Annotated in this window: 20 protein-coding genes and 1 pseudogene; 13 read left to right on the top strand and 8 right to left on the bottom strand. The window is 64.0% G+C overall.

Annotation, left to right across the window (positions count from 1 at the left end; translation table 11 throughout):
- Window positions 1–50: 50 nt before the first annotated feature.
- From BLP99_RS10610 to BLP99_RS10620, 3 genes are read right to left on the bottom strand one after another with little or no spacing between them, the layout of a single operon-like run.
- Window positions 51–1952, bottom strand: a complete 1902-nt coding sequence (locus BLP99_RS10610; RefSeq protein WP_072431590.1) for an ATP-binding protein — start codon at window positions 1950–1952, stop codon at window positions 51–53.
- A complete protein-coding gene (locus tag BLP99_RS10615) occupies window positions 1949–2881 on the bottom strand; it encodes an ABC transporter substrate-binding protein (RefSeq protein ID WP_072393546.1) in 933 nt (310 codons plus the stop codon). Before BLP99_RS10615 ends, BLP99_RS10610 begins: the two co-directional genes overlap by 4 nt.
- On the bottom strand, window positions 2882–5041 hold the full coding sequence (locus BLP99_RS10620; protein ID WP_231991055.1) for a TonB-dependent receptor plug domain-containing protein: 2160 nt from the start codon (window positions 5039–5041) through the stop codon (window positions 2882–2884).
- A gap of 164 nt (window positions 5042–5205) precedes the next feature.
- Between BLP99_RS10620 and BLP99_RS10625 the strand changes: the two genes are divergently transcribed.
- From BLP99_RS10625 to BLP99_RS10640, 4 genes are all read left to right on the top strand, one after another.
- On the top strand, window positions 5206–6231 hold the full coding sequence (locus tag BLP99_RS10625; RefSeq protein WP_072393543.1) for an NAD(P)H-dependent glycerol-3-phosphate dehydrogenase: 1026 nt from the start codon (window positions 5206–5208) through the stop codon (window positions 6229–6231).
- Window positions 6232–6262: 31 nt separating this feature from the next.
- Complete coding sequence (locus BLP99_RS10630; protein ID WP_072393540.1) at window positions 6263–6610, top strand: DUF4389 domain-containing protein; 348 nt, start codon at window positions 6263–6265, stop codon at window positions 6608–6610.
- Window positions 6607–7059, top strand: a complete 453-nt coding sequence (sixA, locus tag BLP99_RS10635; RefSeq protein ID WP_072393537.1) for a phosphohistidine phosphatase SixA — start codon at window positions 6607–6609, stop codon at window positions 7057–7059. The genes BLP99_RS10630 and sixA overlap by 4 nt, the downstream gene beginning before the upstream one ends.
- Window positions 7060–7121: 62 nt before the next feature.
- A complete protein-coding gene (locus BLP99_RS10640; RefSeq protein WP_072393534.1) occupies window positions 7122–7565 on the top strand; it encodes a hotdog fold thioesterase in 444 nt (147 codons plus the stop codon).
- A 19-nt stretch (window positions 7566–7584) separates the two neighbouring features.
- On the opposite strand, the gene BLP99_RS10645 is transcribed toward BLP99_RS10640, so the two are convergent.
- The gene (locus BLP99_RS10645) at window positions 7585–10599 is read right to left on the bottom strand and encodes an RHS repeat-associated core domain-containing protein (RefSeq protein WP_092180293.1); all 3015 of its coding nucleotides are present in this window, start codon (window positions 10597–10599) and stop codon (window positions 7585–7587) included.
- A 228-nt stretch (window positions 10600–10827) separates the two neighbouring features.
- Between BLP99_RS10645 and BLP99_RS10650 the strand changes: the two genes are divergently transcribed.
- The 4 genes from BLP99_RS10650 (at window position 10828) to BLP99_RS10665 (ending at window position 14518) form a co-directional block, all read left to right on the top strand.
- Window positions 10828–11622: an alpha/beta fold hydrolase gene (locus BLP99_RS10650; RefSeq protein ID WP_072393528.1), complete on the top strand. Its 795-nt coding sequence runs from the start codon at window positions 10828–10830 to the stop codon at window positions 11620–11622.
- Complete coding sequence (locus BLP99_RS10655) at window positions 11619–12470, top strand: alpha/beta hydrolase (protein ID WP_092180295.1); 852 nt, start codon at window positions 11619–11621, stop codon at window positions 12468–12470. The genes BLP99_RS10650 and BLP99_RS10655 overlap by 4 nt, the downstream gene beginning before the upstream one ends.
- A 141-nt stretch (window positions 12471–12611) precedes the next feature.
- Entirely contained in the window at window positions 12612–13418 is an 807-nt protein-coding gene (locus BLP99_RS10660) for a DUF4892 domain-containing protein (protein WP_076407341.1), read from the top strand.
- Window positions 13419–13480: 62 nt separating this feature from the next.
- A complete protein-coding gene (locus BLP99_RS10665) occupies window positions 13481–14518 on the top strand; it encodes an AI-2E family transporter (RefSeq protein WP_072393522.1) in 1038 nt (345 codons plus the stop codon).
- A gap of 73 nt (window positions 14519–14591) precedes the next feature.
- Here the strand turns inward: BLP99_RS10665 and xopAW are convergent, their stop codons facing one another.
- From xopAW to BLP99_RS10680, 3 genes are all read right to left on the bottom strand, one after another.
- Window positions 14592–15443, bottom strand: a complete 852-nt coding sequence (xopAW, locus tag BLP99_RS10670) for a XopAW family type III secretion system calcium-binding effector (protein WP_092180297.1) — start codon at window positions 15441–15443, stop codon at window positions 14592–14594.
- 159 nt (window positions 15444–15602) lie between these two features.
- Window positions 15603–16679, bottom strand: a complete 1077-nt coding sequence (locus BLP99_RS10675; RefSeq protein WP_072393516.1) for a sensor histidine kinase — start codon at window positions 16677–16679, stop codon at window positions 15603–15605.
- On the bottom strand, window positions 16679–17437 hold the full coding sequence (locus BLP99_RS10680; protein WP_072394128.1) for a response regulator: 759 nt from the start codon (window positions 17435–17437) through the stop codon (window positions 16679–16681). Before BLP99_RS10680 ends, BLP99_RS10675 begins: the two co-directional genes overlap by 1 nt.
- A gap of 292 nt (window positions 17438–17729) precedes the next feature.
- Between BLP99_RS10680 and pyrF the strand changes: the two genes are divergently transcribed.
- Entirely contained in the window at window positions 17730–18428 is a 699-nt protein-coding gene (gene pyrF, locus BLP99_RS10685) for an orotidine-5'-phosphate decarboxylase (protein ID WP_176776500.1), read from the top strand.
- Window positions 18429–18485: 57 nt separating this feature from the next.
- On the opposite strand, the gene BLP99_RS10690 is transcribed toward pyrF, so the two are convergent.
- Window positions 18486–19490: an NADP-dependent oxidoreductase gene (locus BLP99_RS10690; RefSeq protein ID WP_072393513.1), complete on the bottom strand. Its 1005-nt coding sequence runs from the start codon at window positions 19488–19490 to the stop codon at window positions 18486–18488.
- A 225-nt stretch (window positions 19491–19715) separates the two neighbouring features.
- Between BLP99_RS10690 and BLP99_RS10695 the strand changes: the two genes are divergently transcribed.
- The 4 genes and pseudogenes from BLP99_RS10695 (at window position 19716) to BLP99_RS26830 (ending at window position 24157) form a co-directional block, all read left to right on the top strand.
- Entirely contained in the window at window positions 19716–20477 is a 762-nt protein-coding gene (locus BLP99_RS10695; protein WP_072393510.1) for an SDR family oxidoreductase, read from the top strand.
- A 214-nt stretch (window positions 20478–20691) separates the two neighbouring features.
- Entirely contained in the window at window positions 20692–22083 is a 1392-nt protein-coding gene (locus BLP99_RS10700) for an aminotransferase-like domain-containing protein (protein WP_092180300.1), read from the top strand.
- A gap of 148 nt (window positions 22084–22231) precedes the next feature.
- Window positions 22232–23296, top strand: a pseudogene (locus BLP99_RS26825) (HAMP domain-containing protein); the annotation flags it as partial.
- On the top strand, window positions 23294–24157 hold the full coding sequence (locus tag BLP99_RS26830) for a methyl-accepting chemotaxis protein (RefSeq protein WP_371128594.1): 864 nt from the start codon (window positions 23294–23296) through the stop codon (window positions 24155–24157). The pseudogene BLP99_RS26825 and the gene BLP99_RS26830, both read left to right, overlap by 3 nt.
- Window positions 24158–24236: the final 79 nt, after the last annotated feature.

Consider the following 24236-nt stretch of genomic DNA (forward strand, 5'->3'; position numbering starts at 1 on the left):
GGTGCCTAAGACTGCCGCACTTTCGCTTTTCACGCCAGCCACACAGGCTACTAATGCACCCATCGCTGCAGAATCTGCTGCAGATCAACTCTTTTGAACGGTTTTGCCAGGTAATCGTTCATGCCCGCCGCCAGGCAGGCTTCGCGGTCGCCTTGCAGGGCGTTGGCCGTCAACGCGACGATCGGCAATTGGTCGCACCCCGGCAGCTGGCGAATCTGCCGAGTGGCCTCGTAACCGTCGACGATGGGCAGCCGGCAGTCCATGAGGATCAGGTCGAACTTCAGGCTTTCGGCGCTGCGTATGGCTTGTGCGCCGTCGGAGGCGATGCTGATGGCGAACCCCAGGCTGCGCAACATGGCTTCGATCACGGTCTGGTTCACCGGATTGTCCTCCACCAGCAGCACGTGCCGGCCCTCACCATGCCCGTTGCCGCCGGGCAGGCGAGGTGCCAGGGCCGCCGGGACCTGGGTGGACAGCGCCAGCGGGATTTCCAGGGTGAACACCGACCCCTGGCCTTCCTCGCTCTGGGCCCGCAACGTTCCGCCCATGCGTTCGGCCAGGGTCCTTGCGATCGGCAGGCCCAGGCCGGTGCCGCCGTAGCGTCGGGAGATGGAGCTGTCCGCTTGCTGGAAGGCGTCGAACATGCGCTCCAGGCTCTCGGCCGGGATGCCGATGCCGCTGTCGCGTACCGTGCAGGTGAACCACAGCAGTTCGTGGTCCAGGGCCTGCCACTGGCACTGCACGGTGACGCGGCCCTGCTCGGTGAATTTCAGCGCATTGCCGATCAGGTTCACCAGGATCTGTCGGATCCGTGTCGGATCGCCTTGTACCTGCAGGGCGTGCATGTCGTCCGGGATCTGCAGGTCCAGGCCGAGCCTGCGTTGCGCGGCGCTGTGCTGGAAGGATTGGGCGCAGCTGCCCACCAGTTCCGCCAGGTTGAACGGGATGTGCTCCAGCTCCAGGGCCGAGCGTTCGATGCGCGAGAAGTCGAGGATGTCGTTGATCACCTTCAGCAGGTGCTCGGTGGATTCCGAAGCCAGCGCCGTGTACTCGTGCTGCTCGTCGGTCATCCGGGTGGTTTCCAGCAACTGCAGCATGCCCAGCACACCGTTCATGGGGGTGCGCAGCTCGTGGCTCATCATTGCCAGGAACTCGGATTTGGCACTGTTGGCCTTTTCCGCCTCTTCCCGGGTCTTGATCAACTGGGTCATGGCCTGGTGCTGCTCGCGGCTGGCTTGTTTCAGGCCGTCGGCGAGGTTGTTGATGTGCCGCGACAAGGCCCCCAGCTCGGCATCGTCGACGATGGGCAGGGGCTTGCTGTAGTCACCCTGCTGGATGGCCTTGACCGCATCGCCGATGTCCCGGATCGGCCGGGACAGGTTGGCGGCCAGGCGGCGCGCCACCAGGAAGGTGAACAGCAAGGCGAACAGCGCCAGGATCGCGGCCTTGAACAGGATCTCCTGTTGCCGCTGGCTGAAGGCGTCGTTGGACATGCCGACGATCACCCGGCCCAGGTAGTCTTCGCCGGGCGTCTCGATGGTGGTGCTGTTGCCTTGCAGGAAGTCATTGTTCAGGGCAATGCGTTGCAGGCGCACCGGTGCCTGGAAAACCTCGATCTGTTGGGAGTGGCTGCGGGCCTGGGCGGGTTGTTCGACGTACACCAGGACGCGGTCCGCGCTGTCCTGGACTTCCAGGAAACGCACATGGGGCGTGGCCAGGGTGGCGGTGAGCAGGCTTTCCAGCACTTCGTTGTTACCGGAAATCACCCCGTACTCGGTGGCCGGCGCCAGTTGGTTGGCGATCAGTTGCCCGGTGTGATTGAGTTCCTGGCGCAGGTCCTGGATCCGCACGAAGGTAAAGAAACTGATCAACAGCACGGTCAGCAGCAACGCCGGGCCGAGGGCGATGAGCTGGGTGCGGGTATTGATATCCCAACGGCGACGCAAGGTCATGGGCGTGATTCTCCTTCGGCCAACTGCGCGGCGACGGATTCGGTGTCGATCGGTTCGATCCCCAGGGAGCGTGCGACCTGTTGATTGCTCAAGACCTTGAAGCGGGCCGGATACAAGGTGCGCGGCCAGCTGGAAGCGGGGCGGTCGAGCAGCTCGTCGAGGATCGCCAGCCAGTCTTCCTGGTCACTGTAGGTACTGGCCAGGCTGCCGGCCTTGACGAAAGCCGCGCTGGGCCCGATCAGCGCACGTTGCCGGGCATAGCTGCTGAGCAGCAGGTTTTTCACGGTCTTGGGGTTGTACAGGTCGGGGTCATCGAGGCCCAGTAGCACATCGCTGCGACCCAGCAGATTCTGCAGGGGGCGACTGTCGCTGGTGTCGTCCCAGCGTTCGGTCACGATCTCGAGACCCAGCGGCGCGGCGGCCTGGCGGATTTCCCTGAGCAAGAACTCGCTGTGCCCATCGAACAGCACACCGATGCGTCGCACCTGCGGAAGGATCATGCGGATCAAGCGCAATTGCCGCGCCACTGGCGGATCGCTCCACAGCAGGCTCAGATGAGCGGGTGTCGTCTCGCCCAGGCGTTCCATGGCTTGCTGGCGGCTGATGCGCAACACCAGCGTGGCCGGGCCCTGGGAGGCTTGCAGGCGCCAGTCGAGGCTGGGCAGGTCGAGCAGGACCAACCGGGTCGTGGCCGGCAGCTTGTCCGGTGCCGGCAGGCTCGCCACGGGGATGAATCGCACGCTGTCTTCGGGGCGCAGGGCCTTCAGGGCCTGGGTGAAGGACTGCACGCCGGGGCTGTCCTGGGCGCCGGTCAGGAGAATATCGGCGGCCCTGGCCTCGATCACGGACAACCAACCGGCGACCACCAGGCACAGCGCCAGTGGCAGGCGCCAGGCAAAGGGCCTTTTGCGCGATCGGTCCCGGACCATCTAGAAGGACAGCTCCGCGCTGAAGTACAGGACATGACGGGAGTCGTAGCGGTTGTCGACGAAGGTGGTGGGCTGGTTGTCGAGACGTTCCTGCAGGACGCCCGCCAGTTCGAGGTTGGCCTTGCCCAGCGGGATGCGCCGGGCCAGGCGGGTATCGACCCGTTCGAAGCGGTAGCCATTGAGGGCGTCGGCGGCATAGTAGAACACCGAGCTGTTCCAGCCCTGGCCCCAGTCCCGCAGCCACCCGGCCGAACCGCTGTTGCGAGCGGTCAGCGCTTCGTCCAGGGCGTTGCTGGCCAGGGCGTCGACGTAGGCATAGGTCACCCGCAGGCGGTCGGCGCTGGTCATGCGCCAGTCCAGCTGGGTCTCGGCGCCGGAGAACTGCGATTCGTTGGAGTTGCTGGCGATGTACTGGTTGTTGCGCAGCGGTTCGCTGATCATGCCGGTGATTTCGTCATGGAACACCCGCACATCCACCGACAGGCCCAGGTCCATGAAATAACCGTTGTAGCCCAGTTCCCGGGAACGCATGTGTTCCTGGTCGAGGTTCCCCGGGCCACGGGTCTGGACAAAGTAGCGGGCGCTGCTGCGGCCGAAGGCGTTGGGTTGCAGGTTGGTGACCTGGTAGCTCCAGTTGACGTTGTTCTCGAACATGTCCGGTGAGCGCACTGCTTCGGAGTACACCGCCCGCAATCCATGGCGCGGCGTGATCAGGTAGTTCAGTGCCACCCGTGGCGTCAGCGAACTGCCGATCAGGCGGGTGTCCTCGAACATGGCGCCGCCCTGCAATAGCCAATGTTCGGTGGCTCGCCATTCGAACTGGCCGAACAGTCGCCAGGTGGTGTCGTCCAGGGTGCCGTTGAAGTACGTCTCGGAGTCGGCGCGGTCATAGCGATAGTTCGCCCCGGTCACCAGTCGCAGGCTGTCGGACAGGCTTAGGGTGTCCTGGATTTCCAGGTCATAACGCGATTCCCGGGCACTCTGGTCGATGTCGCCGCAGACGGTCCGCGAAGCGCCGTTGCGCCACTGGTCCAGCACCTGGTTGGCCAGCGCCTGCTCCTGGGCCGTTCCGGGGGGCGCGCCGGTGTTGGTGAAGGTGGGCATGTTGCGCGCCAGCTTCTCGGCGTAATTGGGGTTGAGCAGCCAAAGATCGGTCAACTGTGGGCTGAAGGACACTTCGGCATCGCAGGCCCGCCAGGTCTGCTGGCGGTCCCAATGCTGGACCGAGCCTTGTACGTAGAGGCTGTGGTCGGGGTCCAGGTCCAGGTTCCAGCGCAACGAACCGGCATAGTCCTTGGCAATGACGTCGGAGTTATCCCCTGCCGCGGTGATCCCGGCGAAGACTGGCTTGTAGGTGTAGGGCCGCTGGTTGGTGCCATCCTTGGCGTTCAACTGCCAGTCGATGCTCTGTCGTTCGTCCAGGGTCTGGCTGACCGACAGGTTGAAGCGGTTCAAGCGTCGGCCGTCGCGGTAGTCGGCGCCGTTGCGGTTGCTGTCGAAGCCGTCGTCTTCCTGGCCGGACAGGGAAAGCCGCATGTCGCCGCTGTCCCAGGCAGTGCCCTGGCTGGCGTACCAGTCGCTGATGCCGCGTTGGCCGCGGGTCATTTTCAGGCGGGTGCCGTGGCTGTCGGCCGGGGCGCGGGTAATGATGTTGACCACCGCCATCAGGGCGTTGGCGCCGTAGCTGACGGTGTTGGGGCCGCGGAAGACTTCGATCCGTTCGATGTCCTCCATGGCGACCGGAATGTCGCTCCAGTCCACCGTGGCCAGGCCGGCGCGGTACACCGAGCGGCCGTCGATCAGCACCTGCATGCGGCGTGCTTCGCTGGCGTTGGTGCCGTGGTAGTTCACGGTGGGTTGGTTGCCGGTGAGGTTGCCGACCATCATGCCGGGCACCAGGCGCAGCAATTCGCTGATGTCCCGGGCGCCACTGGCCTTGATCAGCTCGCTGTCCAGCACGGTCATGCTGCCGGGCACCGCTGCGGGCGACTGCTTCAATCGCGTGGCGGTCAGGACCTGCGGCAGGGGCTGGCTGTCCACGAACAAGTCGTCAGCCCACACTGGCGAACTGATGAACAGTGCCAATAGCAGCGACGAACCTGAGCGGGAAGAGCCTACGGACACGGCATAGCCTTTAGGTAGCAGAAGGATGGCAGGCATGTTAACTGAGCTGAGAGACTTTTCCAGTTGAGTTGACGGCATTTTCCTGGCAATTGATGGTCAGCTTCCTACGGTTGCGGGTAATTGATGCTGACACTAGTCGCGATCCGGCCGCTCCGTATAATGCCCGGCATCGCCACTTGGTATGGATGAACGGATTGCATATGACTGAACAGCGCCCGATTGCGGTCCTGGGGGGCGGAAGTTTCGGTACCGCCGTGGCTAACCTGCTGGCCGAGAATGGCCATGCGGTGCGTCAATGGATGCGTGACCCGGAGCAGGCGGAGGCCATTCGGGTCAACCGCGAGAATCCGCGCTACCTCAAGGGCATCAAGATCCGCCCGGAAGTGGAACCGGTGACCGACCTGCAGGCGACCCTCGAGGGCTGCGACCTGTTTTTCGTCGCCTTGCCCTCCAGCGCCTTGCGCTCGGTGCTGGCGCCTCACGCCGAACGCTTGAGCGGCAAGCTGCTGGTGAGCCTGACCAAGGGCATCGAGGCCCAGACCTTCAAGCTCATGAGCGAGATTCTCGAGGAGATCGCGCCCAAAGCGCGGATCGGTGTGATTTCCGGGCCGAACCTGGCGCGGGAAATCGCCGAGCACGCCCTCACCGCCACGGTGGTGGCCAGTGAAGACGAGGCGTTGTGCCAGCGGGTCCAGGCTGCACTTCACGGCCGGACTTTCCGGGTCTACGCCAGTGCCGACCGTTTCGGCGTGGAACTGGGCGGGGCGCTGAAGAATGTCTACGCGATCATCGCCGGCATGGCCGTGGCGCTGGGCATGGGCGAGAACACCAAGAGCATGCTGATCACCCGTGCGCTGGCGGAAATGACGCGCTTTGCCGTCAGCCAGGGCGCCAATCCGATGACCTTCCTCGGACTGGCTGGAGTGGGCGACCTGATCGTCACCTGTTCCTCGCCCAAGAGCCGAAACTACCAGGTCGGTTTCGCCCTCGGCCAGGGCCTGAGCCTGGACGAGGCCGTATCGCGCCTGGGAGAAGTGGCCGAAGGGGTGAACACCCTGAAGGTCCTCAAGGCCAAGTCCCAGGAGACCGGGGTCTACATGCCGCTGGTCGCCGGGCTGCACGCGATCCTGTTCGAAGGGCGCACCCTTGAACAGGTCATCGAACTGTTGATGCGTGGCGAACCCAAGACCGATGTCGATTTCATTTCCACCAGTGGCTTCAACTGAGCCTCTGGCGATAGAGAAACAGGAGCGAACCATGAACGATCCGAAAGGGCAGCCCCAATACGAGTCCATTCTGTTGCGTGTGTTGTGGATGGTGATCTACCTGCTGGTCTGGCAGGTGGCGCAATTCATTCTCGGCGCGGTGGTGCTGGTGCAACTGATCTATCGGCTGATCTATGGCGCCCCCAGTGCCAGCCTGATGAATTTCGGCGATAGCCTGAGCCAGTTCCTGGCCCAGATCGGCCGTTTCGGCACCTTCCACAGCGACCAGAAGCCCTGGCCGTTCGCGGACTGGCCAACGCCGCGTGCGCCGGAAGGCGAGGCGCCGCATGCCGTGGCACCCGCCCCACATCCTGTCCGTGATGAGGAGCCCAAACTATGAAAGTATGGGTATTGCGCCATGGCGAGGCCGAGCCTCACGGTGCTCGTCCCGATCCCGAGCGGGCCCTGACCGCTCACGGTCGCGAAGAAGTATTGCGCAGCGCCGCCGAGCTGATGGGGCGGCCGCTGACCGCCATCTATGCCAGCCCCTACGTGCGTGCCCAGCAAACCGCGCAGCTGGTGCGCGAAGCGCTGGGGTTCGAGCCGGAGCTGATCACCGTCGACTGGCTCAAGCCGGAAACCCGGCCGCAGAAAGTCCTGGAGCACCTGGACGACCGGGACCATGTCCTGCTGGTCAGCCATAACCCGCTGGTGGGCAGCCTGCTCGGTCTTGCACAGCACGGCCATCTGCAGCAACCCGAACAGGTGCAAACCGCCGGCCTGGCGGAGCTCGAAGGTGACCTGCCCCTGGCCGGGGCGATGAAGCTCAACGGCATCAAGCACCCATAAGCCGCAAACGGCGCGGCTTGGGCAGGATTGAATGCAACGACAAGCAGAAGGAAAGGGCAACGATGAGTCTGTGGCGCAATACACCCAATATCGAGCAACTGAACGCCGCTGGTAAAAATACCATCAGCGAAATGCTGGACATCCGTTTCGAGTCGTTCGACGACGAGTCCCTGACCGCCAGCATGGTCGTCGATCACCGCACTCACCAGCCGTTCGGCCTGCTGCATGGGGGCGCTTCGGTGGTGCTGGCCGAAACGGTCGGCTCCATGGCGGCCTACCTGTGCGTGGACACGAGCAAATTCTATTGCGTGGGCCTGGAGATCAACGCCAACCATTTGCGTGGCGTGCGCAGCGGGCGTGTGACGGCCACGGCCCGGATGATTCACCTGGGTCGTACCACCCAGGTCTGGGATATTCGCCTGACCGACGATAACGGCAAGCTCAACTGCGTGTCGCGCCTGACCATGGCGGTCGTTCCGTTGGGAGAGCAACCGCCATCGCGCTGATGGCGGCAGGCCGTTTCGTTCACATATGTCCGATGTTCAATTGGCTCCGTGAGTATTTGCGCCGGCCTTCGGGCAATTCGCTGACCATATAGAAATAGGGATCGACCTGCGATGGGGGAACGGTGCCGATGCTCACTGGCACGTTTTCGCGGGTGATCGCGGTACCCACGGTGCCCTTTTCCACATCCCAGGTGGTCTGCCCCAGCTCCGCGCTCAACCCCGGAGTGGCGGTGGTCACGAACGTCGAGCGCAGGTCACCGATGGCGCTGCTGATCGCTCGGCTTACCAGGGCCCGGGTATTGGCGTCCAGGTCACCGTATCCGGGAATCTGCACGACCGCCAGATTGGCGGCCTGGCCCAGGGAGGCGAAGAAGTGCCGGCTGCTGGCACCCACCACAGCCTTGGCCTTGTCGAATGCAGGGCCTGTTCCTTTCGAGGGCTTGGTGGGGGTGCCCCTCAGTCCCCTGACCCCCGAGGCAGCGGCGGCGCCGAGACCTGTCGCCGCGGCACCGGCGACGATCGATTGCAGGGCACTCCCCGCCGGCCCGGAGCCGAACAGGGCCGCTCCACCATAGCCTGCCGCCGCGCCGGCAAGGCCCACGGCGCCCATGCTGGCCGAGCCTGTGATCAGGTCCGTGCGCCCGACGCTGGGATTGCTCGGGCCGACATCCGCCAAGTATTGGGCGCTCATTTCGCGATATACCGTTGCGAAAACCCCGGCGATCTGCGCAACAGCCGCGGAATTGCCCCGGGGGTCGAGGGAACCCAGCAGGGACGGCGCAGCTCCCACCGCGGCTCCCAGGGCGGCGCCACCGATTTTGGCGATCAGGGGAGCCCAACTGGAAGGATCGTCGACCGAGAGCCTGGACTGGGCCCAATTGGCGCTTGCGTACCCGCTGATGCCGCCGGAAATGGCGCCTGCGGTGGCACCGGCAATGGTCACTCCCAGGCTCGCAGGTGCCATGAGCGCCGCGAGCGGGTATTGCATAAACGAGGCGAGCAGGGCGCTGGTGAATTCCCGGGCGCCCGTGGCGCCGACGGCCGAGAGTGTGTCGACGCCCACCAGGCCCTGGAAATCGACGAACCGGACCGGATTGCCATGGACCATGGCGAACAGGTTCAAGCCATCGCCGATCCCGGTCGGATCGGCACTCAGCCAGCGTCCGAGCCAGGGGGCGTAGTAGCGCTTGCCGAAATAATACAGGCCGGTGGCATCGCGCTCCTGGTTCGAATAACGCCGTGTCCTGTAGCTCGCCTGCGTCTTGTCCGGGCCGGCCCACCATGACGTACCGCCATAGGGGTAGTACATTTCCTCGCTGATCATATCGGCATGGGCGTCAAGCTCCAGCGTGCTGGAGCCCAGGTGGTTGGTCAGGGAGTAGCGGTACTGGTCGGCCCGGACACTGCCCGATTGCCAATGCAGCACCTGCACCGAGCAGCGCCCGGCCTGTATCGAGATGACCTGCAGGACTTCTTCGGCCCAGGTGCGGATTTCCAGGTCGGGCAGATACCTCACCTCTCGCGTTCGACTGTTGCGCGCGTCATGGGTCACGCGAACCTTGCGTTTGCGCTGGCCTGATTCGTCATAGACATAGATTTCGCTGTCGTTCGCCGCATCTTCGCGCACGACCTGATGAACCTGTCGCAGCAGGTTGCCCTGGCCCCAGGTCAGGTCCTGACCGGCCAATAATTGTTTCCTGTTGCCATTGGCATCGAACCCGGCAGCGATCTCCTCCTCGCCGGGCAAGCTGCCGTCGGGCTTTTGCGGCAGTCCCCGGTTGCTGTACCTGGAAATCGCCATCTGGTGTGTCCAGCTGCGGCTGGCGGCGCTGTGGATCAGTGTCGTGAGGTTGCCGCTGTGATCGTAATGGTAGGCCTGGCGGTAGTTTTCCAGTTGCCCGGGGTCGGGAGGGGAAACGAAAACCGGTTCCTGGGGGCCGTGCTGGCTGTCGAGCCGTTGCCAGCCGCTTGCCTCGATCAGTTGATAAAGGCTGTCGTAGCTAAAGGTGCGAGTCGGTTCGATTCTCTGGTTGCGGAAATAACGGGTCTGTGCGGTCCCATCCTGAAGGCTGAGAATATTGCCGGCCCGGTCATAGCCATAAATCAGGTGCTGCAGCGGTGGATGACCGGGAACGCCGGCCTTGATGCACAGCAACCGGCCATCCTGTGGGTCGTACCGGGTCTCGCTTACCACGCCGTTGCCGGCGGTCTGGCGCTCGACGTTGCCCGAGGCGTTGTAGTCCATGTCCTTGATCAGCGCCGTGGCCTGTGGCTGCCCGGCGAGCTGCAGGCGGACCTGGTGCAGTTGTCCGGCGACATCCAGCTCCATGAACTGGACGTTGCCCTGCGCATCCTGCTGGCGGACCGGCTCCCCCAGCGCGTCATGGACGGTGTGAGTGACGGCGCCATTCCCTGCTTCGTTCAACCGGTCCCTTTCTGCTTCATCGGCGGGCCAGTCAGGCTCTTGCAGGTCCTTGAGAAAATGCCGGGTCTGGGAGCTGACGCCGCCTGTCAGGGCAAACTCAGTGAAAAGCTGTGTGCCAGCGTTGTCGTCGTGGCGGATCAAGCGGCCGCATCGGTTATGCGAAGCCGATGCCGGGGTGCTGTCGCCGTAGGCATAGAAGGCACGGTTCCTGGCCGGAGCACCTGGCGCCTGCTCGACGATCCTGACGGTGCGCAACCGTGAGTCGTAGTCGTTTCGCACTTGCCCGTACAAGCTGTCCCAGCCGATGAGGTGTTGGCCGGCCACGCCGAACAAGGCCAGGCGGCTTCCCGCGTCGACGCTATCGCTGTAGAGGGGAAGTCCTGAGAGGCTGAAAAGCGTTTTCAGATTGGGACGGGCATCCGGCTCGGTCTCGAGCAGCTTGAACAGACGCGGATCGCGACTGGTCACGGGGCGGTCCGCGACATCGTAGGACTGGCGATGAACCCGCGGCTCAGCGGCCTGGCCGGGGGTATTGCGATAGTAGGACACCGAGGCGACCTCAAGTTTTCGCGGGTCCTTTATGGTGACCGTGGGGGTTCTGGCGTGCATGAAGGTCGACCTCACCAGGGAGCGACGAATCTGTTGCCAGTTATTCGTGGTTAACCGGTGGCGTCAACTGTCAGAAGTAACAGGTGGGCAACCCTGAAGGCGGTTGAAGAGGGCGAGTTTTCATTGGCGAAACGCCGCCGTCATCATTCCTGGCAGTTACGGTCATTGCTGCAAGAGCGCGTCTTGCGGACAATCAGGGCCTGTTTCCCCGTCCATGGATCTGCCGCAATGCCGCAACCGATCTTTTTCGCCCACGCCAACGGATTCCCCTCGGGCACCTATGGCAAGTTATTCGCGGCGCTGGCTCCGCAATATCAGGTTGCGCATCTGGAGCAGCACGCCCACGACCCGAGTTTCCCGGCGGATGACAACTGGCACAACCTGGTGGACGAGCTTATCCATCACCTGGAACAACAACCGCAGCCTGTGTGGGGTGTCGGGCATTCCCTCGGCGGGGTGCTGCACCTGCATGCCGCGTTGCGCTGCCCCCGGCTGTATCGCGGGGTCGTCATGCTCGATTCGCCGGTGCTGACCCGCGCCGATCAATGGGTGATCCTGGCGGCCAAGCGCCTGGGCTTCATCGATCGCCTGACGCCGGCCGGCCGCACCCTGGGGCGGCGCGAGGAGTTCGAAGACCTGGAGTCGGCCCGGCAGTATTTTTCCGGCAAGACGCTGTTTCGCGGTTTCGACCCGGATTGCTTCGATGCCTACCTGCAACATGGCTTGCAACAGGTGGGCGATCGCTGGCGACTGCGCTTCGACCCGGCCACGGAAATCAGCATCTACCGCGGCGTGCCTCATACCAGCCCCGGTCGGCCCCGCAAGCTCCAGGTGCCGCTGGCCGTGGTACGCGGTCGCCAGAGTCGTGTGGTGATGCGTCATCACACCCGCACGGTGGGGCGCATGCCCCGGGGCGAGGCCTTGAGCATGCCCGGTGGGCATATGTTTCCACTGGAACGCCCCCTGGACACCGCCAACCTGCTCAAGGACCTGTTCCAGCGCTGGGAAGGACGCCGCGCATGAGCCAGGTCGAGGAAGTCCGCCTGAGCCTGCCCCATATCGAACTGGCGGCGCACCTGTTCGGGCCGGAGGACGGGCGCCCGGTGATCGCCTTGCATGGCTGGCTGGACAACGCCAACAGCTTTGCCCGCCTGGCTCCCCGGCTCGAAGGGTTGCGCATCATCGCCCTGGACATGGCCGGCCACGGTCATTCCGGACATCGGCCGCCCGGCGCCGGCTACGCCCTGTGGGACTATACCCATGATGTGCTGCAGGTCGCCGAGCAGCTGGGGTTGCAGCGTTTTGCGCTGTTGGGGCATTCCCTGGGCGCCATCGTGTCCCTGGTGCTGGCTGGCTCATTGCCGGAACGGGTGACGCACCTGGGGCTGATCGATGGTGTGATCCCGCCCACCGCCCAGGGCGACGACGCCGCCGAACGCATGGGCATGGCCCTGCAGGCGCAACTGGATCTGCGGAAAAAAAGCAAACCGGTCTACAAGACCCTCGACCGGGCTATCGAAGCCCGCATGAAAGGGGTGGTGGCGGTCAGCCGAGAGGCCGCCGGCCTGCTGGCCCAGCGCGGGCTGATGCCGGTGCCGGGCGGTTACACCTGGCGCACCGACAATCGCCTGACCCTGCCATCGCCGCTGCGCCTGACCGAGGAACAGGCCATGGCGTTCGTGGCACGGGTCGGTTGCCCCGCGCATCTGGTGGTGGCGGCCGATGGCATGCTTGCCCGCCACCCGCAGTTGCTGGAGCGTCTACCCTTCAGCCATGAGCTGTTGCCCGGCGGCCACCATCTGCACCTGAACGATGAGTCCGGGGCGACGCTTGTAGCAGACTGTTTCAATCGGTTCTTCAGCCTTTCTTGACTTGCGTCGGGCAACTGTCGAGGCTGGGCGGGTTGAAAGGGAGACAAGCATGACCGATATCCGTGTACCCGCCTTGCGGTCCATGATCGACGCCGATTTCGTCCAGGAACAGCAGGCCCGGTCGATCCGATGAAATTACCTATCCCATCATTCGCATTACTGGCGCTGGGCTGTTTCGCCACGGCGTCCTTCGCCGCCGACGTAGCCGGCAGTCGAGACCTGGAGCGCGTGCCGCGCATGCCCGATGCGCAGATCGTCGACTACCGGCAGGTCAGGGACGCGGAGCGGATCTACCCGTTGGGCGCGATCCGCAAGATCAGTGGCCAGTTGCGCTTCGACGGTCAGGTCGATGCCCGTGGCGACACCACCTCGGTGACCTATGAGCTGCCACCGGAGCATTCGGCGACCCAGGGTTTCACCGCCGCCCGCGAAGCGTTGCAGAAACAGGGCGCCGAACTGCTTTTCTGGTGCCAGGCCCGCGATTGCGGTGAAAGCAGCCTCTGGGCCAACGACGTCTTTGGCAATGCCAAGCTCTACGGCGCGGACAGCGGCCAGGCCTATCTGCTGCTGCGCCTGGCGCCGCCTGTGGATAACACCCTGATCGCGCTGTATGCCATCACTCGCGGCAATCGCAAGGCCTATCTGCACGTCGAGCAATTCGAGGCGAAAGCGCCCCTGGGCGATCTGCTGCCGACATCCGCCACGCTGCTGCGCCAGCTCAAGGACACCGGCGTGCTGGACTTGCCCCGCCTGAGCGGCGAGCCGGACGAAACCTGGTTGCGCCTGCTGGCCCGGGCGCTGAACCTGGATACCGGCCTGCGGGTCAGCCTCGCGGGGCCCCGGGCCGAGGCCTGGCGCCAGGCGCTGACGGGGCAGGGCGTGCGGGCGGCACGAATGGAGGCCGCCGATGGCGACACGACGGGCCTGCACCTTGAATTGTTGCGATAAGCTGTCCCGGGCGACGGGTTACACGCCGTTGCCCAGGTCCTGTTCTTTTTTCGAGACCCTACATGCTCAATAACGATCGGCTGTTGGTGCAGATCCTGCTCCTGGTGTTGTTCGGCGCAAGCCTCTGGGTGATGGCGCCGTTCTGGTCGGCGCTGTTCTGGGGCGCGGTGCTGGCCTTTGCCAGTTGGCCGCTGATGCGCCTGTTGACTCGCTGGGTCAACGGGCGCGAATCCCTGGCGGCGGGCCTGCTGACGGTCGGCTGGATGTTGCTGGTGGCGGTGCCGCTGGTGTGGCTGGGTTCCAACCTGGCCGATCATGTGCGTGATGCCACGACATTCATCAGGGACGTGCAGGTCGACGGCTTGCCGGATGCCCCGCAATGGCTGGCCGGCTTGCCCCTGGTGGGCGGGCGGCTGGTGGCGATCTGGAACAGCATCGACCAGCAGGGCGCCGCGATGATGGGAGCCGTCAAGCCTTACCTGGGGCAGGTGGGCAACTGGCTGCTGGCACGCAGCAAGCAGATTGGCGGCGGCATCCTCGAACTGACCCTGAGCATCGTATTCGTCTTCTTTTTCTACCGCGACGGCCCGCGCCTGGCTGCGTTCGTCCATGGCTTGCTGGAACGCCTGATCGGCGACCGTGCCGGCTACTACATCGAACTGGTGGCCGGTACGGTGCAACGGGTGGTCAATGGGGTGATCGGTACCGCCGCGGCCCAGGCCGTGCTGGCACTGATCGGCTTCCTGATCGCCGGTGTGCCGGGTGCGCTGGTGCTGGGCATTGTCACCTTCCTGCTCAGCCTGATTCCCATGGGGCCGCCCCTGGTCTGGATCCCCGCCACGGCCTGGCTGGTGTGGCAGGGCGAATACGGCATGGCGGTGTTCCTCGGGATCTGGGGCACGTTCGTCATCAGCGGCGTGGACAACGTGCTCAAGCCATACCTGATCAGCCGGGGTGGCAACCTGCCGTTGGTCATCGTGTTGCTGGGGGTGTTCGGCGGATTGATCGCCTTCGGATTCATCGGCTTGTTCATCGGCCCGACCCTTTTGGCCGTGGCGTACAGCCTGTTGACGGACTGGAGCAAGAGCCAGGCGCGTTGACGGCGGCCCTGGGGCCGGCAAGGTTGGCTCGGTGGGCCGTGAACCTGCTGCAAGGCCAGGTTCACGGCAGGAGTCAGGCCGCCACGTTCAGGTGTTTACCCACGCTGGCGACGTTATCCAGCGAGTATTGACGGTTGAGGTTGGCGATCATCCTGTTCAACGCTTCGTTGGCGTTGGCGTTGGCGTTGGCCTGACCGGCGGGGCGGCCATTGTCGCGGCTGGCCTGCAGGGCGCTGTCGAGTTCGTCGCTGCTGACGCCACCGCTGCTGTCGCTGTCCAGTGCCGCCATCAGCGTAGCGCTGGTTTCGGCGCCGGACGTCGCGTCGCCGGCCTGCAAGGCGCTGGTCAGTTCGGCGGCAGTGACGGTGCCGTCGCCATCGCTGTCGAGCTGGCCGAACAATGTTTCACCGGACGCGTCCTGTGCCGGTGGAGGCGGTGGCGTGAGGGTGGCGGCGAGTTCGTCGCGGCTGACGGTGCCATCTTCATCCTTGTCCAGTGCCGAGAATACCTGCGTGCTGTCGGCGCTGCTGCCGGCGCTGGCCAGGCCGTTGCTCAACTCGTCGCTGCTGACCTTGCCGTCACCGTCTGCATCCAGGACGCTGAGCAGCGCGTCGGCCAGCTCGGTGCCTGGCGCCTGGTCCCGTGGCGGCGGGGGCGGTGGCGCCAAGGCGGCCATTTCCTCGCTGCTCAGGTCACCGCTGCCGTCGCTGTCCAGATCGCCGAACTGCTTGCTCAGGCTGACCAGCAGGCCATCGTCGCTGTGCTGGGACAGGGCCGTGCTCAATTCGTCCTGGTCCACCGTTGCGTTGCCGTCGCTGTCGAGCCGGGTGAGCAGCTCCTTTTGAAACTGCTGGCTGCGGGCACTGCTGGTGGCCGTGCTGCTGGTGTACGTCGAGTAACCGCTACTGCTGACGCTGCCGATCATGGGCATTCTCCTTGGGATGGAATTGCCGGCGGGTGCACCGGCTTATGCAGCCTCGGCGGGGCAGTTGTCGTGGGTATGTGGAATTTGTACCGGGGGACGTACAAATCGTCACGTGGGGGGCGCTCCGGGCGGCGGCCCGACGAAGACGGCAGGAATGACTCAGGTCCGGGGGAGGCGGATGACGGCAGTCAGGCCGCCCCCTGGGGTTTGCTCCAGGTCCAGATGGCCGCCCAGGCGTTCGGCGGCTTCCCTGGCGATGGTCATGCCCAGGCCGACGCCGCCGGAGTTGCGGTTGCGCGAGCCCTCCAGGCGATAAAAGGGTTCGAATACCGCTTCGCGCTTGTCTTGGGCGATACCGGGGCCATGGTCGATGACCCGTATCAGCAACTGGCAGTCCTGGTCTTCGAGGGCGATCAGGGCATGACCGGCATAGCGCAAGGCATTGTCCATGAGGTTGGCGATGCAGGAGCGCAATGCCATTGGCTGCACCTGCAGCGGCGCGCAGGAACCCTCGACCTGGACATCGGCGCCATGGTCCTGGGCGTTTTCGCTCAGGGACTCCGCCAGGGCTTGCACATCCATCCATTGCAGCGCCTCGCTGGTGCGCTGTTCGTGCAGGTAGGTCAGCGTGGCGTCGAGCATGCCGATCATGTCGTCCAGGTCCTGGCGCATTTGGCCTTGCAACCTGGCGTCATCGATCTGCTCCAGGCGCAACTTGAGGCGCGAGAGCGGGGTGCGCAGGTCGTGGGACACCGCCCCAAGCATGCGTGAGCGTTGCTGGACCTGTTCGCGGATTCGCTGCTGCATCAGGTTGAACGTGTGGGCCGCCTGCCGGGCTTCCCGGGGGCCGGTTTCGTCCAGCGGCGGGCTGTCGAGGTCCTCGCTCAGGCGTTCAGCCGCATCGCTCAAGCGCTGGATCGGTCGGGTCAGCAACTTGGCGCCATACCAGGCCGCGATGATCAGGCACACGAACTGGAACGTCAGCGGTACCACCGGGCCGCCGAACCACGGGCGCTGACGGCGTTGGGGCGGCGGGGCAAAAGGGGACGGGGTCAAAGGTGACAGACCCGCGGGCGGTGTTCCTTCGCTCTGCCGGGAAAATTCCGGCGGCGGCCCGGGCGGAGGCGGCTGGTCGTAATGGAAAAACCAGGCGAAGGCCAGCAGATGCGCCAGGACGATCGCCAGCAACAGCATGCCGAACAGGCGACCGAACAGGGAGTCGAGGCGCAATCGCATCAGCCGATGTCCCGGGCGTCGAACAGGTAGCCTTCACCGCGGACGGTCTTGATCAACTGCGGGGCCTTGGGGTCGTCGCCCAGCTTCTGGCGCAGTCGTGACACCAGCAGGTCGATGCTGCGGTCGAAGGCCTCGATGGAGCGTCCACGGGCGGCATCGAGCAGTTGCTCGCGACTGAGTACCCGGCGCGGTCGTTCGATGAAGACCCACAGCAGCCGGAATTCAGCATTGGACAGCGGCACCACCAGCCCATTGGCGGAGATAAGTTGGCGCAGCACGCTGTTGAGCCGCCAGTTGTCGAAACGGATATTGGCCCGTTGCTCGGTGCGGTCGTCACGCACCCGGCGCAGGATCGTCTGGATCCGTGCCACCAGTTCCCTGGGTTCGAACGGCTTGGCCATGTAGTCGTCGGCACCCAGTTCCAGGCCGATGATGCGATCGGTAGGTTCGCAACGGGCGGTGAGCATCAGGATCGGGATGTCCGATTCGGCGCGCAGCCAGCGGCACAGTTGCAGGCCGTCTTCGCCCGGCAGCATCAGGTCGAGCACGATTACATCGAAATGTTCGGATTGCATTGCCTGGCGCATGGCCGCGCCGTCGCTCACGCCACTGGCGCGGATGTTGAAACGGGCCAGGTAATCGATCAGCAGCTCGCGGATCGGCACATCGTCATCGACGATCAGTGCGCGGATGCTCCAGCGCTTGTCATCGCTGGAGGCTTTTTGATCGTCAGAATTGGCAACGGGGGTGTTCTGCATGGATGCTTCATCTGCCTGGTAGGCTGCCAGCCGCAAGGAGCGACGGCAAGGTGGTGGCTTCAGCATAAGCTCCGTGCCGCAAGGCGTGAAGCGCTGAAAGGGCGGGGTGCGGCGGCGAACGGTAGCCTGCGGGCGTGTTGTGCGCATGTCATGAATGTATCGGCTTGGACACAAAGCGTCCTGTCGGCCATGCTGGTTGGGGCACCATGAGGATTTACCGATCATCGGGTCCCGCAGCGCCGCTGGTTCCGCTACAATGCGCGCCGATTTCGACTTGCCTGAGAGCCCGCTCATGTCCGCCTGCCAGACGCCTATCATCGTCGCCCTGGATTTTCATACCCGTGACGCCGCCCTGAAGCTGGCCGACCAGCTGGACCCCAGCCTTTGCCGGGTCAAGGTTGGCAAGGAGCTGTTCACCAGCTGCGCTTCGGAGATTGTCGGCACCCTGCGCGACAAGGGGTTCGAAGTATTCCTGGACCTGAAATTCCATGACATTCCCAATACCACCGCCATGGCCGTCAAGGCCGCCGCGGAGATGGGCGTGTGGATGGTCAACGTGCACTGCTCCGGCGGTCTGCGCATGATGGCGGCCTGCCGTGAGGTACTGGACCAGCGCAGCGGGCCGAAACCGCTGCTGATCGGCGTGACCGTGCTGACCAGCATGGAGCGTGAGGATCTGGCGGGGATCGGCCTGGACATCGAGCCTCAGGAGCAGGTGCTGCGCCTGGCGGCCCTGGCCCAGAAGGCGGGCATGGACGGCCTGGTATGTTCAGCGCTGGAAGCCAGTGCGTTGAAGTCGGCACACCCGTCGTTGCAACTGGTGACACCGGGGATTCGTCCGGCGGGCAGCGCCCAGGACGACCAGCGCCGCATCCTGACTCCGCGCCAGGCATTGGACGCCGGTTCCGATTACCTGGTGATCGGCCGCCCGATCAGCCAGGCGGCGGACCCGGCCAAGGCGCTGGCGGCGGTGGTGGCCGAGCTGGCCTGATTCGACACGCATGGGCCGTGGTGGGCGCGAGCAAGCTCGCGCCCACCATTATTTCGCTCAGACCTTGAGCACGAGCTTTCCGAAATTCTCCCCGCTGAACAGTTTGGTCAGCGTCTCGGGGAATGTCTCCAGCCCTTCGACGATGTCTTCCTTGCTCTTGAGCTGCCCCTTGGCCATCCAGCCGGCCATTTCCTGCCCGGCGGCGGCGAACTGCGCGGCGTAGTCCATCACCACGAAGCCTTCCATGCGTGCCCGGTTCACCAGCAGCGACAGGTAGTTGGCCGGTCCCTTCACGGCTTCCTTGTTGTTGTACTGGCTGATGGCGCCGCAGATCACGACGCGAGCCTTGAGATTCAGGCGGCTGAGCACCGCATCCAGGATGTCGCCCCCGACATTGTCGAAATACACATCCACTCCCTTGGGGCATTCACGCTTGAGACCGGCGTGGACGTCTTCGTTCTTGTAGTCGATGGCGCCATCGAAGCCCAGTTCATCGATCAGGAACCTGCATTTGTCGGCTCCGCCGGCGATGCCCACCACGCGGCAGCCCTTGATCTTGGCGATTTGCCCGGCAATGCTGCCCACGGCGCCGGCTGCGCCCGACAGCACCACGGTTTCACCGGCCTTGGGGGCGCCGACGTCGAGCAAGGCAAAGTAGGCGGTCATGCCGGTCATGCCCAGCGCGGACAGATAACGGGGCAGTGGCGCCAGTTTCGGATCGACCTTGTAGAAACCTCTCGGCTCGCCCAGGAAATAATCCTGCACACCCAAGGCGCCATTGACGTAGTCCCCGACCGCGAATCCCGGATTGTTCGAGGCAATCACCTGGCCCACGCCCAAGGCTCGCATCACCTCACCGATACCCACCGGGGCGATGTAGGACTTGCCTTCGTTCATCCAGCCGCGCATGGCCGGGTCCAGGGACAGATATTCGTTCTTCACCAGAATCTGGCCAGGCCCCGGTTCGCCGACCGGTACTTGCTGATAAGTGAACGTCTCGCGGGTGGCGGCGCCCACCGGGCGTCTGGCGAGCAGGAACTGGCGATTGGTCTGGGCAGTCATGGCTGGCACTCAAGGTAAATGAAGCTTTGTTGATAGACCGTCGAGGCATTTGCCGCAAGGTTTTGCCGACACAGCGAATGCACCTCGATCCAACGCAGTGATAGTGGCTACCGCTGCGTCATCACTGGCACCCATGAATGCCCAACCGGCATCTGGATAGTGCTGCCGTGCCACGGGGGCTGTGGCTACACTGGCACGACCCCGCATTCTTCGAGGAACAGGACAATGAGCATGACGTTTTCCGGGCAGGTGGCAGTGGTTACGGGCGGCGCCGCAGGCATCGGCCGCGCTACCGCCCAGGCGTTCGCGGCGCAAGGGCTGAAAGTGGTCGTGGCGGATCTGGACGCGGCCGGCGGCGAAGACACGGTGCGCTCGATCCTGGACGCCGGCGGCGAGGCGGTGTTCGTGCGCTGCGACGTGACGCTGGAACCTGACGTGCAGAACCTGATGAACGCGGTGATCGATACGTATGGCCGCCTCGACTACGCCTTCAACAACGCCGGGATCGAAATCGAGAAGGGCAAGCTGGCCGACGGCACCCTCGATGAGTTCGACGCGATCATGGGCGTCAATGTGAAGGGCGTCTGGCTGTGCATGAAGTATCAGTTGCCGCTGCTGCTGGCCCAGGGCGGTGGCGCCATTGTCAATACTGCCTCGGTGGCCGGCCTTGGGGCGGCGCCGAAGATGAGCATTTATGCGGCCTCCAAGCATGCCGTGATCGGCCTGACCAAGTCCGCCGCCATTGAGTACGCCAAAAAGAAGATCCGCGTGAATGCGGTCTGCCCGGCGGTGATCGATACCGACATGTTCCGCCGTGCCTATGAAGCGGATCCGAAAAAGGGCGAGTTCGCCAACGCCATGCACCCGGTGGGGCGTATCGGCAAAGTGGAAGAGATCGCCAGCGCCGTGTTGTATCTGTGCAGTGACGGCGCGGCATTCACCACCGGCCATTCCCTGGCGGTTGACGGTGGCGTCACGGCTTTTTGAAGAAGCTTGTAGGAAGAAGCCCGCACTGGTTGCGGGCTTTTTCTTTGATGGTAGGAAATTTCTTGAATGAATCCGCCAATGTGTTTCAAAGGGTGAGAATCGGCGGTTTTGGCGCCGTTGTCGTACCTCGTTCCTGGACACCCTGTGCTTAACTGTTTTCCTAAAAACAAACTGTTTCCAGAAATAAAACAAACGCTTAGGAGCTTGGTTACTCATGGAATTGAGAATCGACCGACAGGCCCTGGTGCCTGTCGTGCAGCAAATTGTCGACGCGCTGGCCGGCTGGATTCGACAGGATGCGGTGCAACCGGGAACTCGCCTGCCATCCATCCGGCAACTGGCGCGGGATAACCTGCTGAGCCAGTCCAGTGTCAGTGAAGCATGCGAGCGCCTGGTCGCCCAAGGCATACTGGCGTCCCGTCACGGCTCGAGCTTCTTCGTGGCGCCACCAGCCTTGGCCAGGTATACGCCCGGCGACTGGCCGGATGACGCGTCCCTCACCCAGGCTGGCCTGGTCGATGATGCCCAGTGGGAGCTGCACCTGGGCTGCGGCGGGCTGCCTGAGCGCTGGCGCGAGAGCGATGACCTGGGTTATGCGATCCGCCAGGTGACCCGCACCGACATGGCGGGGTTGTTCAATTACAGCACGTTGTTGGGGCTGCCTGCGCTGCGGGAGCAATTGTCCAGGCGTCTGAAGCAGCTCAATATCAATGCCGGCGCGGACCGGATCCTGACCACGACGGGAGCCACCCATGGGCTGGACCTGATCGTGCGAACCCTGCTTCGGCCGGGGTGTTGCGTGGTGGTGGAGAGCCCCGGCTATCCAAGCCTTTTCGAATTGCTCAGGCTTCACCGGATCGACATGATCGAATTGCCCAGGACTCCACGGGGCCCGGACGTGGAGGCATTGCAGGCACTATTGGCCAGTCACCGGCCCAGCGCCCTGTTCATCAACAGTGCCTGCCATAACCCGACCGGAAGCAGCCTGGCGCCCGCCGTGGCCCAGCAGTTGCTGCAACTGGCAAAAAAACACGCCCTGCTGGTGGTCGAGGACGATGTCTATGCTGACTTCCAGGGCGCCACACGGACCCGGCTGGCGGCGCTGGATGCCGATGTCCTCTATGTGGGCAGTTTCTCGAAAACCCTCAGCAGCTCGTTACGAGTCGGTTTCGTGGCGGCCGGACCTGGCGTCGTCGAGCGGTTGAGCGCGGTCAAGGGGATCACCAGCATGGGCGGTTCGCGGTTCTGTGAGTCAGTGGTGGCCAGCCTGTTGGCCAACGGCGCCTATCGCAAACTGGCCCAGCGTCAGCGACAGCGATTGGGTGTCGATATGGCGGCGGTGCTGCAGGTGCTGGAGGATGCCGACTGGACGGTCTTCGGCAAGCCGGCCGGCGGGCTGTTCATCTGGGCCCGCCCGCCCCGGTGCGATCACGCTGGGCTGCAGCGCCTGGCCAAGCGGTTCGGCGTGCTGCTGTCCTCACGCACGGCATTCAGTCCTTCAGGCACCGAAAGCGACTGGCTACGGATCAATGTGGCTTATGCACGGGACCCCAGGGCGCTGGCGTTTTTCCGGGCCAGCGCTTTGGATCGACCTCAAGTGTTCTGAAAACGACGGAGCTGTAGCTTTTTGCCATTATTCCGACGCCAGCATCTTGTGTTGGAGGGCATCTCGTTGCGAATCTGCGGATACACAAACTGGCAGAGGACTGAGCGCAATGATTTCGGCCGTGCAAGGACGTTTTGCCAACCTCGGTATGGCGAAGAAATTGGGGATCGGGTTTGTCCTGGTGCTGCTGCTCACCGCTGTGGTGGCAGCCATCGGTGTCTGGTCCCTGCAAACCATCAGCCAGCGCTTCGGTGATCTGAAGCAGATGTCGTCCCTTAACAGCGAGCTGCTCAAGGTCCGGCTGCTGGAGCAGGAATATGCCCTGCGCTCCGATCCCAAGACGGTCGACGCCCTGCGCCAGGGCGTCGACGGGCTGATTGTCCTGGCCAACGACCTCAAGGCGAAATCGACGGCCAACGTGCCGGTAATGAATGACGTCGAACAGGCCCTGTCGGCGTATCGCAAGGCGTTCGATGAATTTGTCGAGTTGAACCAGAGCAAGGAGCTGGCGCTGGAAATGGCCAGTTGGTCGGTCTCCAGCGTTGCCAATAACCTGGATGTGCTGCAGGCGGGGCTGGCGGATGACGGCGCCTATAACCTGAAAGACTCCGAAGGCAAGGAGGGCGCTGAATTCATCGAGCAGGCCAACCAGGTCAGCGAGGTGTCGCGCCTGATGCTGCAGGCCATGAACGAAGCGCGGGTCCGTCTCGACCAGAGCCGCAAGGGCAATGAAGAAGCGGCACAAGGCGACATCGAACAGGCCGAGCAGGCCATGAAACAGGCCGAGGCGCTCAAGACCGCCGTCAAGGACCCGGGTTACCAGACCGTGCTCAACGAAGTGGCCGGGCACATCGCCGGATTCAAACAGCAGCTTGCCGACTACACCGGCCTGCTGGCCAAGGAAAAGATTGTCTACCGACAATTGCACGAACGCGCGGCCCAGGTCGTGGAACGGGTCAACCAGGCCTATAGCGCCGAAGACGGCGCCATGCAGGCGGAGTTGAAGAAGAACTCGCTGTTGATCATCGGTTCGTCGGCCCTGGCCTTGCTGGTGGGCCTGGTTGCGGCCTGGATCATTACCCGGTTGATCGTTGCACCGTTGCGCACGGTCATCCGCGTGGCCCAGCAGATAGCATCGGGCGATCTGAGGGCCACGGTGGAGGTGACGCGCCGGGATGAGATCGGCCAACTGATGCTTGCGATGCAGCAGATGGGGGCCGGCCTGAGCAGTATCGTCAGCGGTTTGCAGGCCGGTATCGAACAGTTGGCCAATTCTGCCCAGTCCCTGTCGGCCGTGACCGAACAGACCAACCTGGAAGTCAGCAGCCAAAAAGAGGAAACCGAGCAGGTCGCCACGGCCATGAACCAGATGACCGCCACCGTGCACGATGTGGCACGCAATGCCGAAGAAGCGGCCCAGGCGGCCCAGACCGCCGACGACAAGGTCGAAAGCGGCCAGCAGGTGGTGCGCCAGAGCATGGTGCGCATTGAACAGTTGGCCGATTCGGCTACATCGGCCAGCTCCAGCATCGAAAGCCTCAGCGCCGAAATCCAGAACATCGGCACCGTACTGAGTGTGATCAAGAGCGTCGCCGAGCAGACCAACCTGCTGGCGCTCAATGCCGCCATCGAGGCGGCACGGGCCGGCGAGCAGGGCAGGGGCTTCGCGGTGGTGGCCGATGAAGTGCGGGCCCTGGCCCGGCGCACGCAGCAGTCCACCGAGGAAATCGAGCGGCTGGTCAGCGCGTTGCGTTCAGCTGCCCAGACCTCCGTACAGCAGATCCAGAGCAGCGGCGAATTGGTGAAGATGGCGGTCAGCGATGCGCTACAGACCGAAAGCGCCCTGGGCAGCATTGCCGCGGCGGTGTCCCTGATACAGCAGATGAACCAGCAGATCGCCGCCGCGGCGGAGCAGCAGAGCTCCGTCGCCGAGGAGATCAATCGCAGCGTCACCAGCATCCGCGCCAGTGCCGATCAATCTTCCCTGGCGATGCAGGGCAACGCGACGTCCAGCGTCGAGCTGGCGCAGTTGGGCGTTGAGCTGAAGGGGATGGTGGGGCATTTCAGGTTGTGATGCGCTGAGGGGATACTGGCAAGAGGGATATTCCCGTCGGGCTGCCAGGTGCCCTGCATCGATACCGCATCGGGATCGC

The sequence above is a fragment of the Pseudomonas sp. NFACC32-1 genome, assembly GCF_900101215.1.
Taxonomy (GTDB): domain Bacteria; phylum Pseudomonadota; class Gammaproteobacteria; order Pseudomonadales; family Pseudomonadaceae; genus Aquipseudomonas.

Excerpts from the sequence above, each read along its gene's own strand:
- BLP99_RS10695 (WP_072393510.1), top strand. The coding sequence starts at position 19,716 with ATGAGCATGACGTTTTCCGGGCAGGTGGCAGTGGTTACGGGCGGCGCC.
- BLP99_RS10675 (WP_072393516.1), bottom strand. The coding sequence starts at position 16,679 with ATGCGATTGCGCCTCGACTCCCTGTTCGGTCGCCTGTTCGGCATGCTG.
- BLP99_RS26830 (WP_371128594.1), top strand. The coding sequence starts at position 23,294 with ATGGGGGCCGGCCTGAGCAGTATCGTCAGCGGTTTGCAGGCCGGTATC.
- BLP99_RS10665 (WP_072393522.1), top strand. The coding sequence starts at position 13,481 with ATGCTCAATAACGATCGGCTGTTGGTGCAGATCCTGCTCCTGGTGTTG.
- BLP99_RS10655 (WP_092180295.1), top strand. The coding sequence starts at position 11,619 with ATGAGCCAGGTCGAGGAAGTCCGCCTGAGCCTGCCCCATATCGAACTG.
- BLP99_RS10690 (WP_072393513.1), bottom strand. The coding sequence starts at position 19,490 with ATGACTGCCCAGACCAATCGCCAGTTCCTGCTCGCCAGACGCCCGGTG.
- BLP99_RS10680 (WP_072394128.1), bottom strand. The coding sequence starts at position 17,437 with ATGCAGAACACCCCCGTTGCCAATTCTGACGATCAAAAAGCCTCCAGC.
- xopAW (WP_092180297.1), bottom strand. The coding sequence starts at position 15,443 with ATGATCGGCAGCGTCAGCAGTAGCGGTTACTCGACGTACACCAGCAGC.
- BLP99_RS10700 (WP_092180300.1), top strand. The coding sequence starts at position 20,692 with ATGGAATTGAGAATCGACCGACAGGCCCTGGTGCCTGTCGTGCAGCAA.
- BLP99_RS10610 (WP_072431590.1), bottom strand. The coding sequence starts at position 1,952 with ATGACCTTGCGTCGCCGTTGGGATATCAATACCCGCACCCAGCTCATC.
- BLP99_RS10640 (WP_072393534.1), top strand. The coding sequence starts at position 7,122 with ATGAGTCTGTGGCGCAATACACCCAATATCGAGCAACTGAACGCCGCT.
- BLP99_RS10625 (WP_072393543.1), top strand. The coding sequence starts at position 5,206 with ATGACTGAACAGCGCCCGATTGCGGTCCTGGGGGGCGGAAGTTTCGGT.
- sixA (WP_072393537.1), top strand. The coding sequence starts at position 6,607 with ATGAAAGTATGGGTATTGCGCCATGGCGAGGCCGAGCCTCACGGTGCT.
- BLP99_RS10630 (WP_072393540.1), top strand. The coding sequence starts at position 6,263 with ATGAACGATCCGAAAGGGCAGCCCCAATACGAGTCCATTCTGTTGCGT.
- BLP99_RS10615 (WP_072393546.1), bottom strand. The coding sequence starts at position 2,881 with ATGGTCCGGGACCGATCGCGCAAAAGGCCCTTTGCCTGGCGCCTGCCA.
- BLP99_RS10650 (WP_072393528.1), top strand. The coding sequence starts at position 10,828 with ATGCCGCAACCGATCTTTTTCGCCCACGCCAACGGATTCCCCTCGGGC.
- BLP99_RS10620 (WP_231991055.1), bottom strand. The coding sequence starts at position 5,041 with ATGCCTGCCATCCTTCTGCTACCTAAAGGCTATGCCGTGTCCGTAGGC.
- BLP99_RS10645 (WP_092180293.1), bottom strand. The coding sequence starts at position 10,599 with ATGCACGCCAGAACCCCCACGGTCACCATAAAGGACCCGCGAAAACTT.
- pyrF (WP_176776500.1), top strand. The coding sequence starts at position 17,730 with ATGTCCGCCTGCCAGACGCCTATCATCGTCGCCCTGGATTTTCATACC.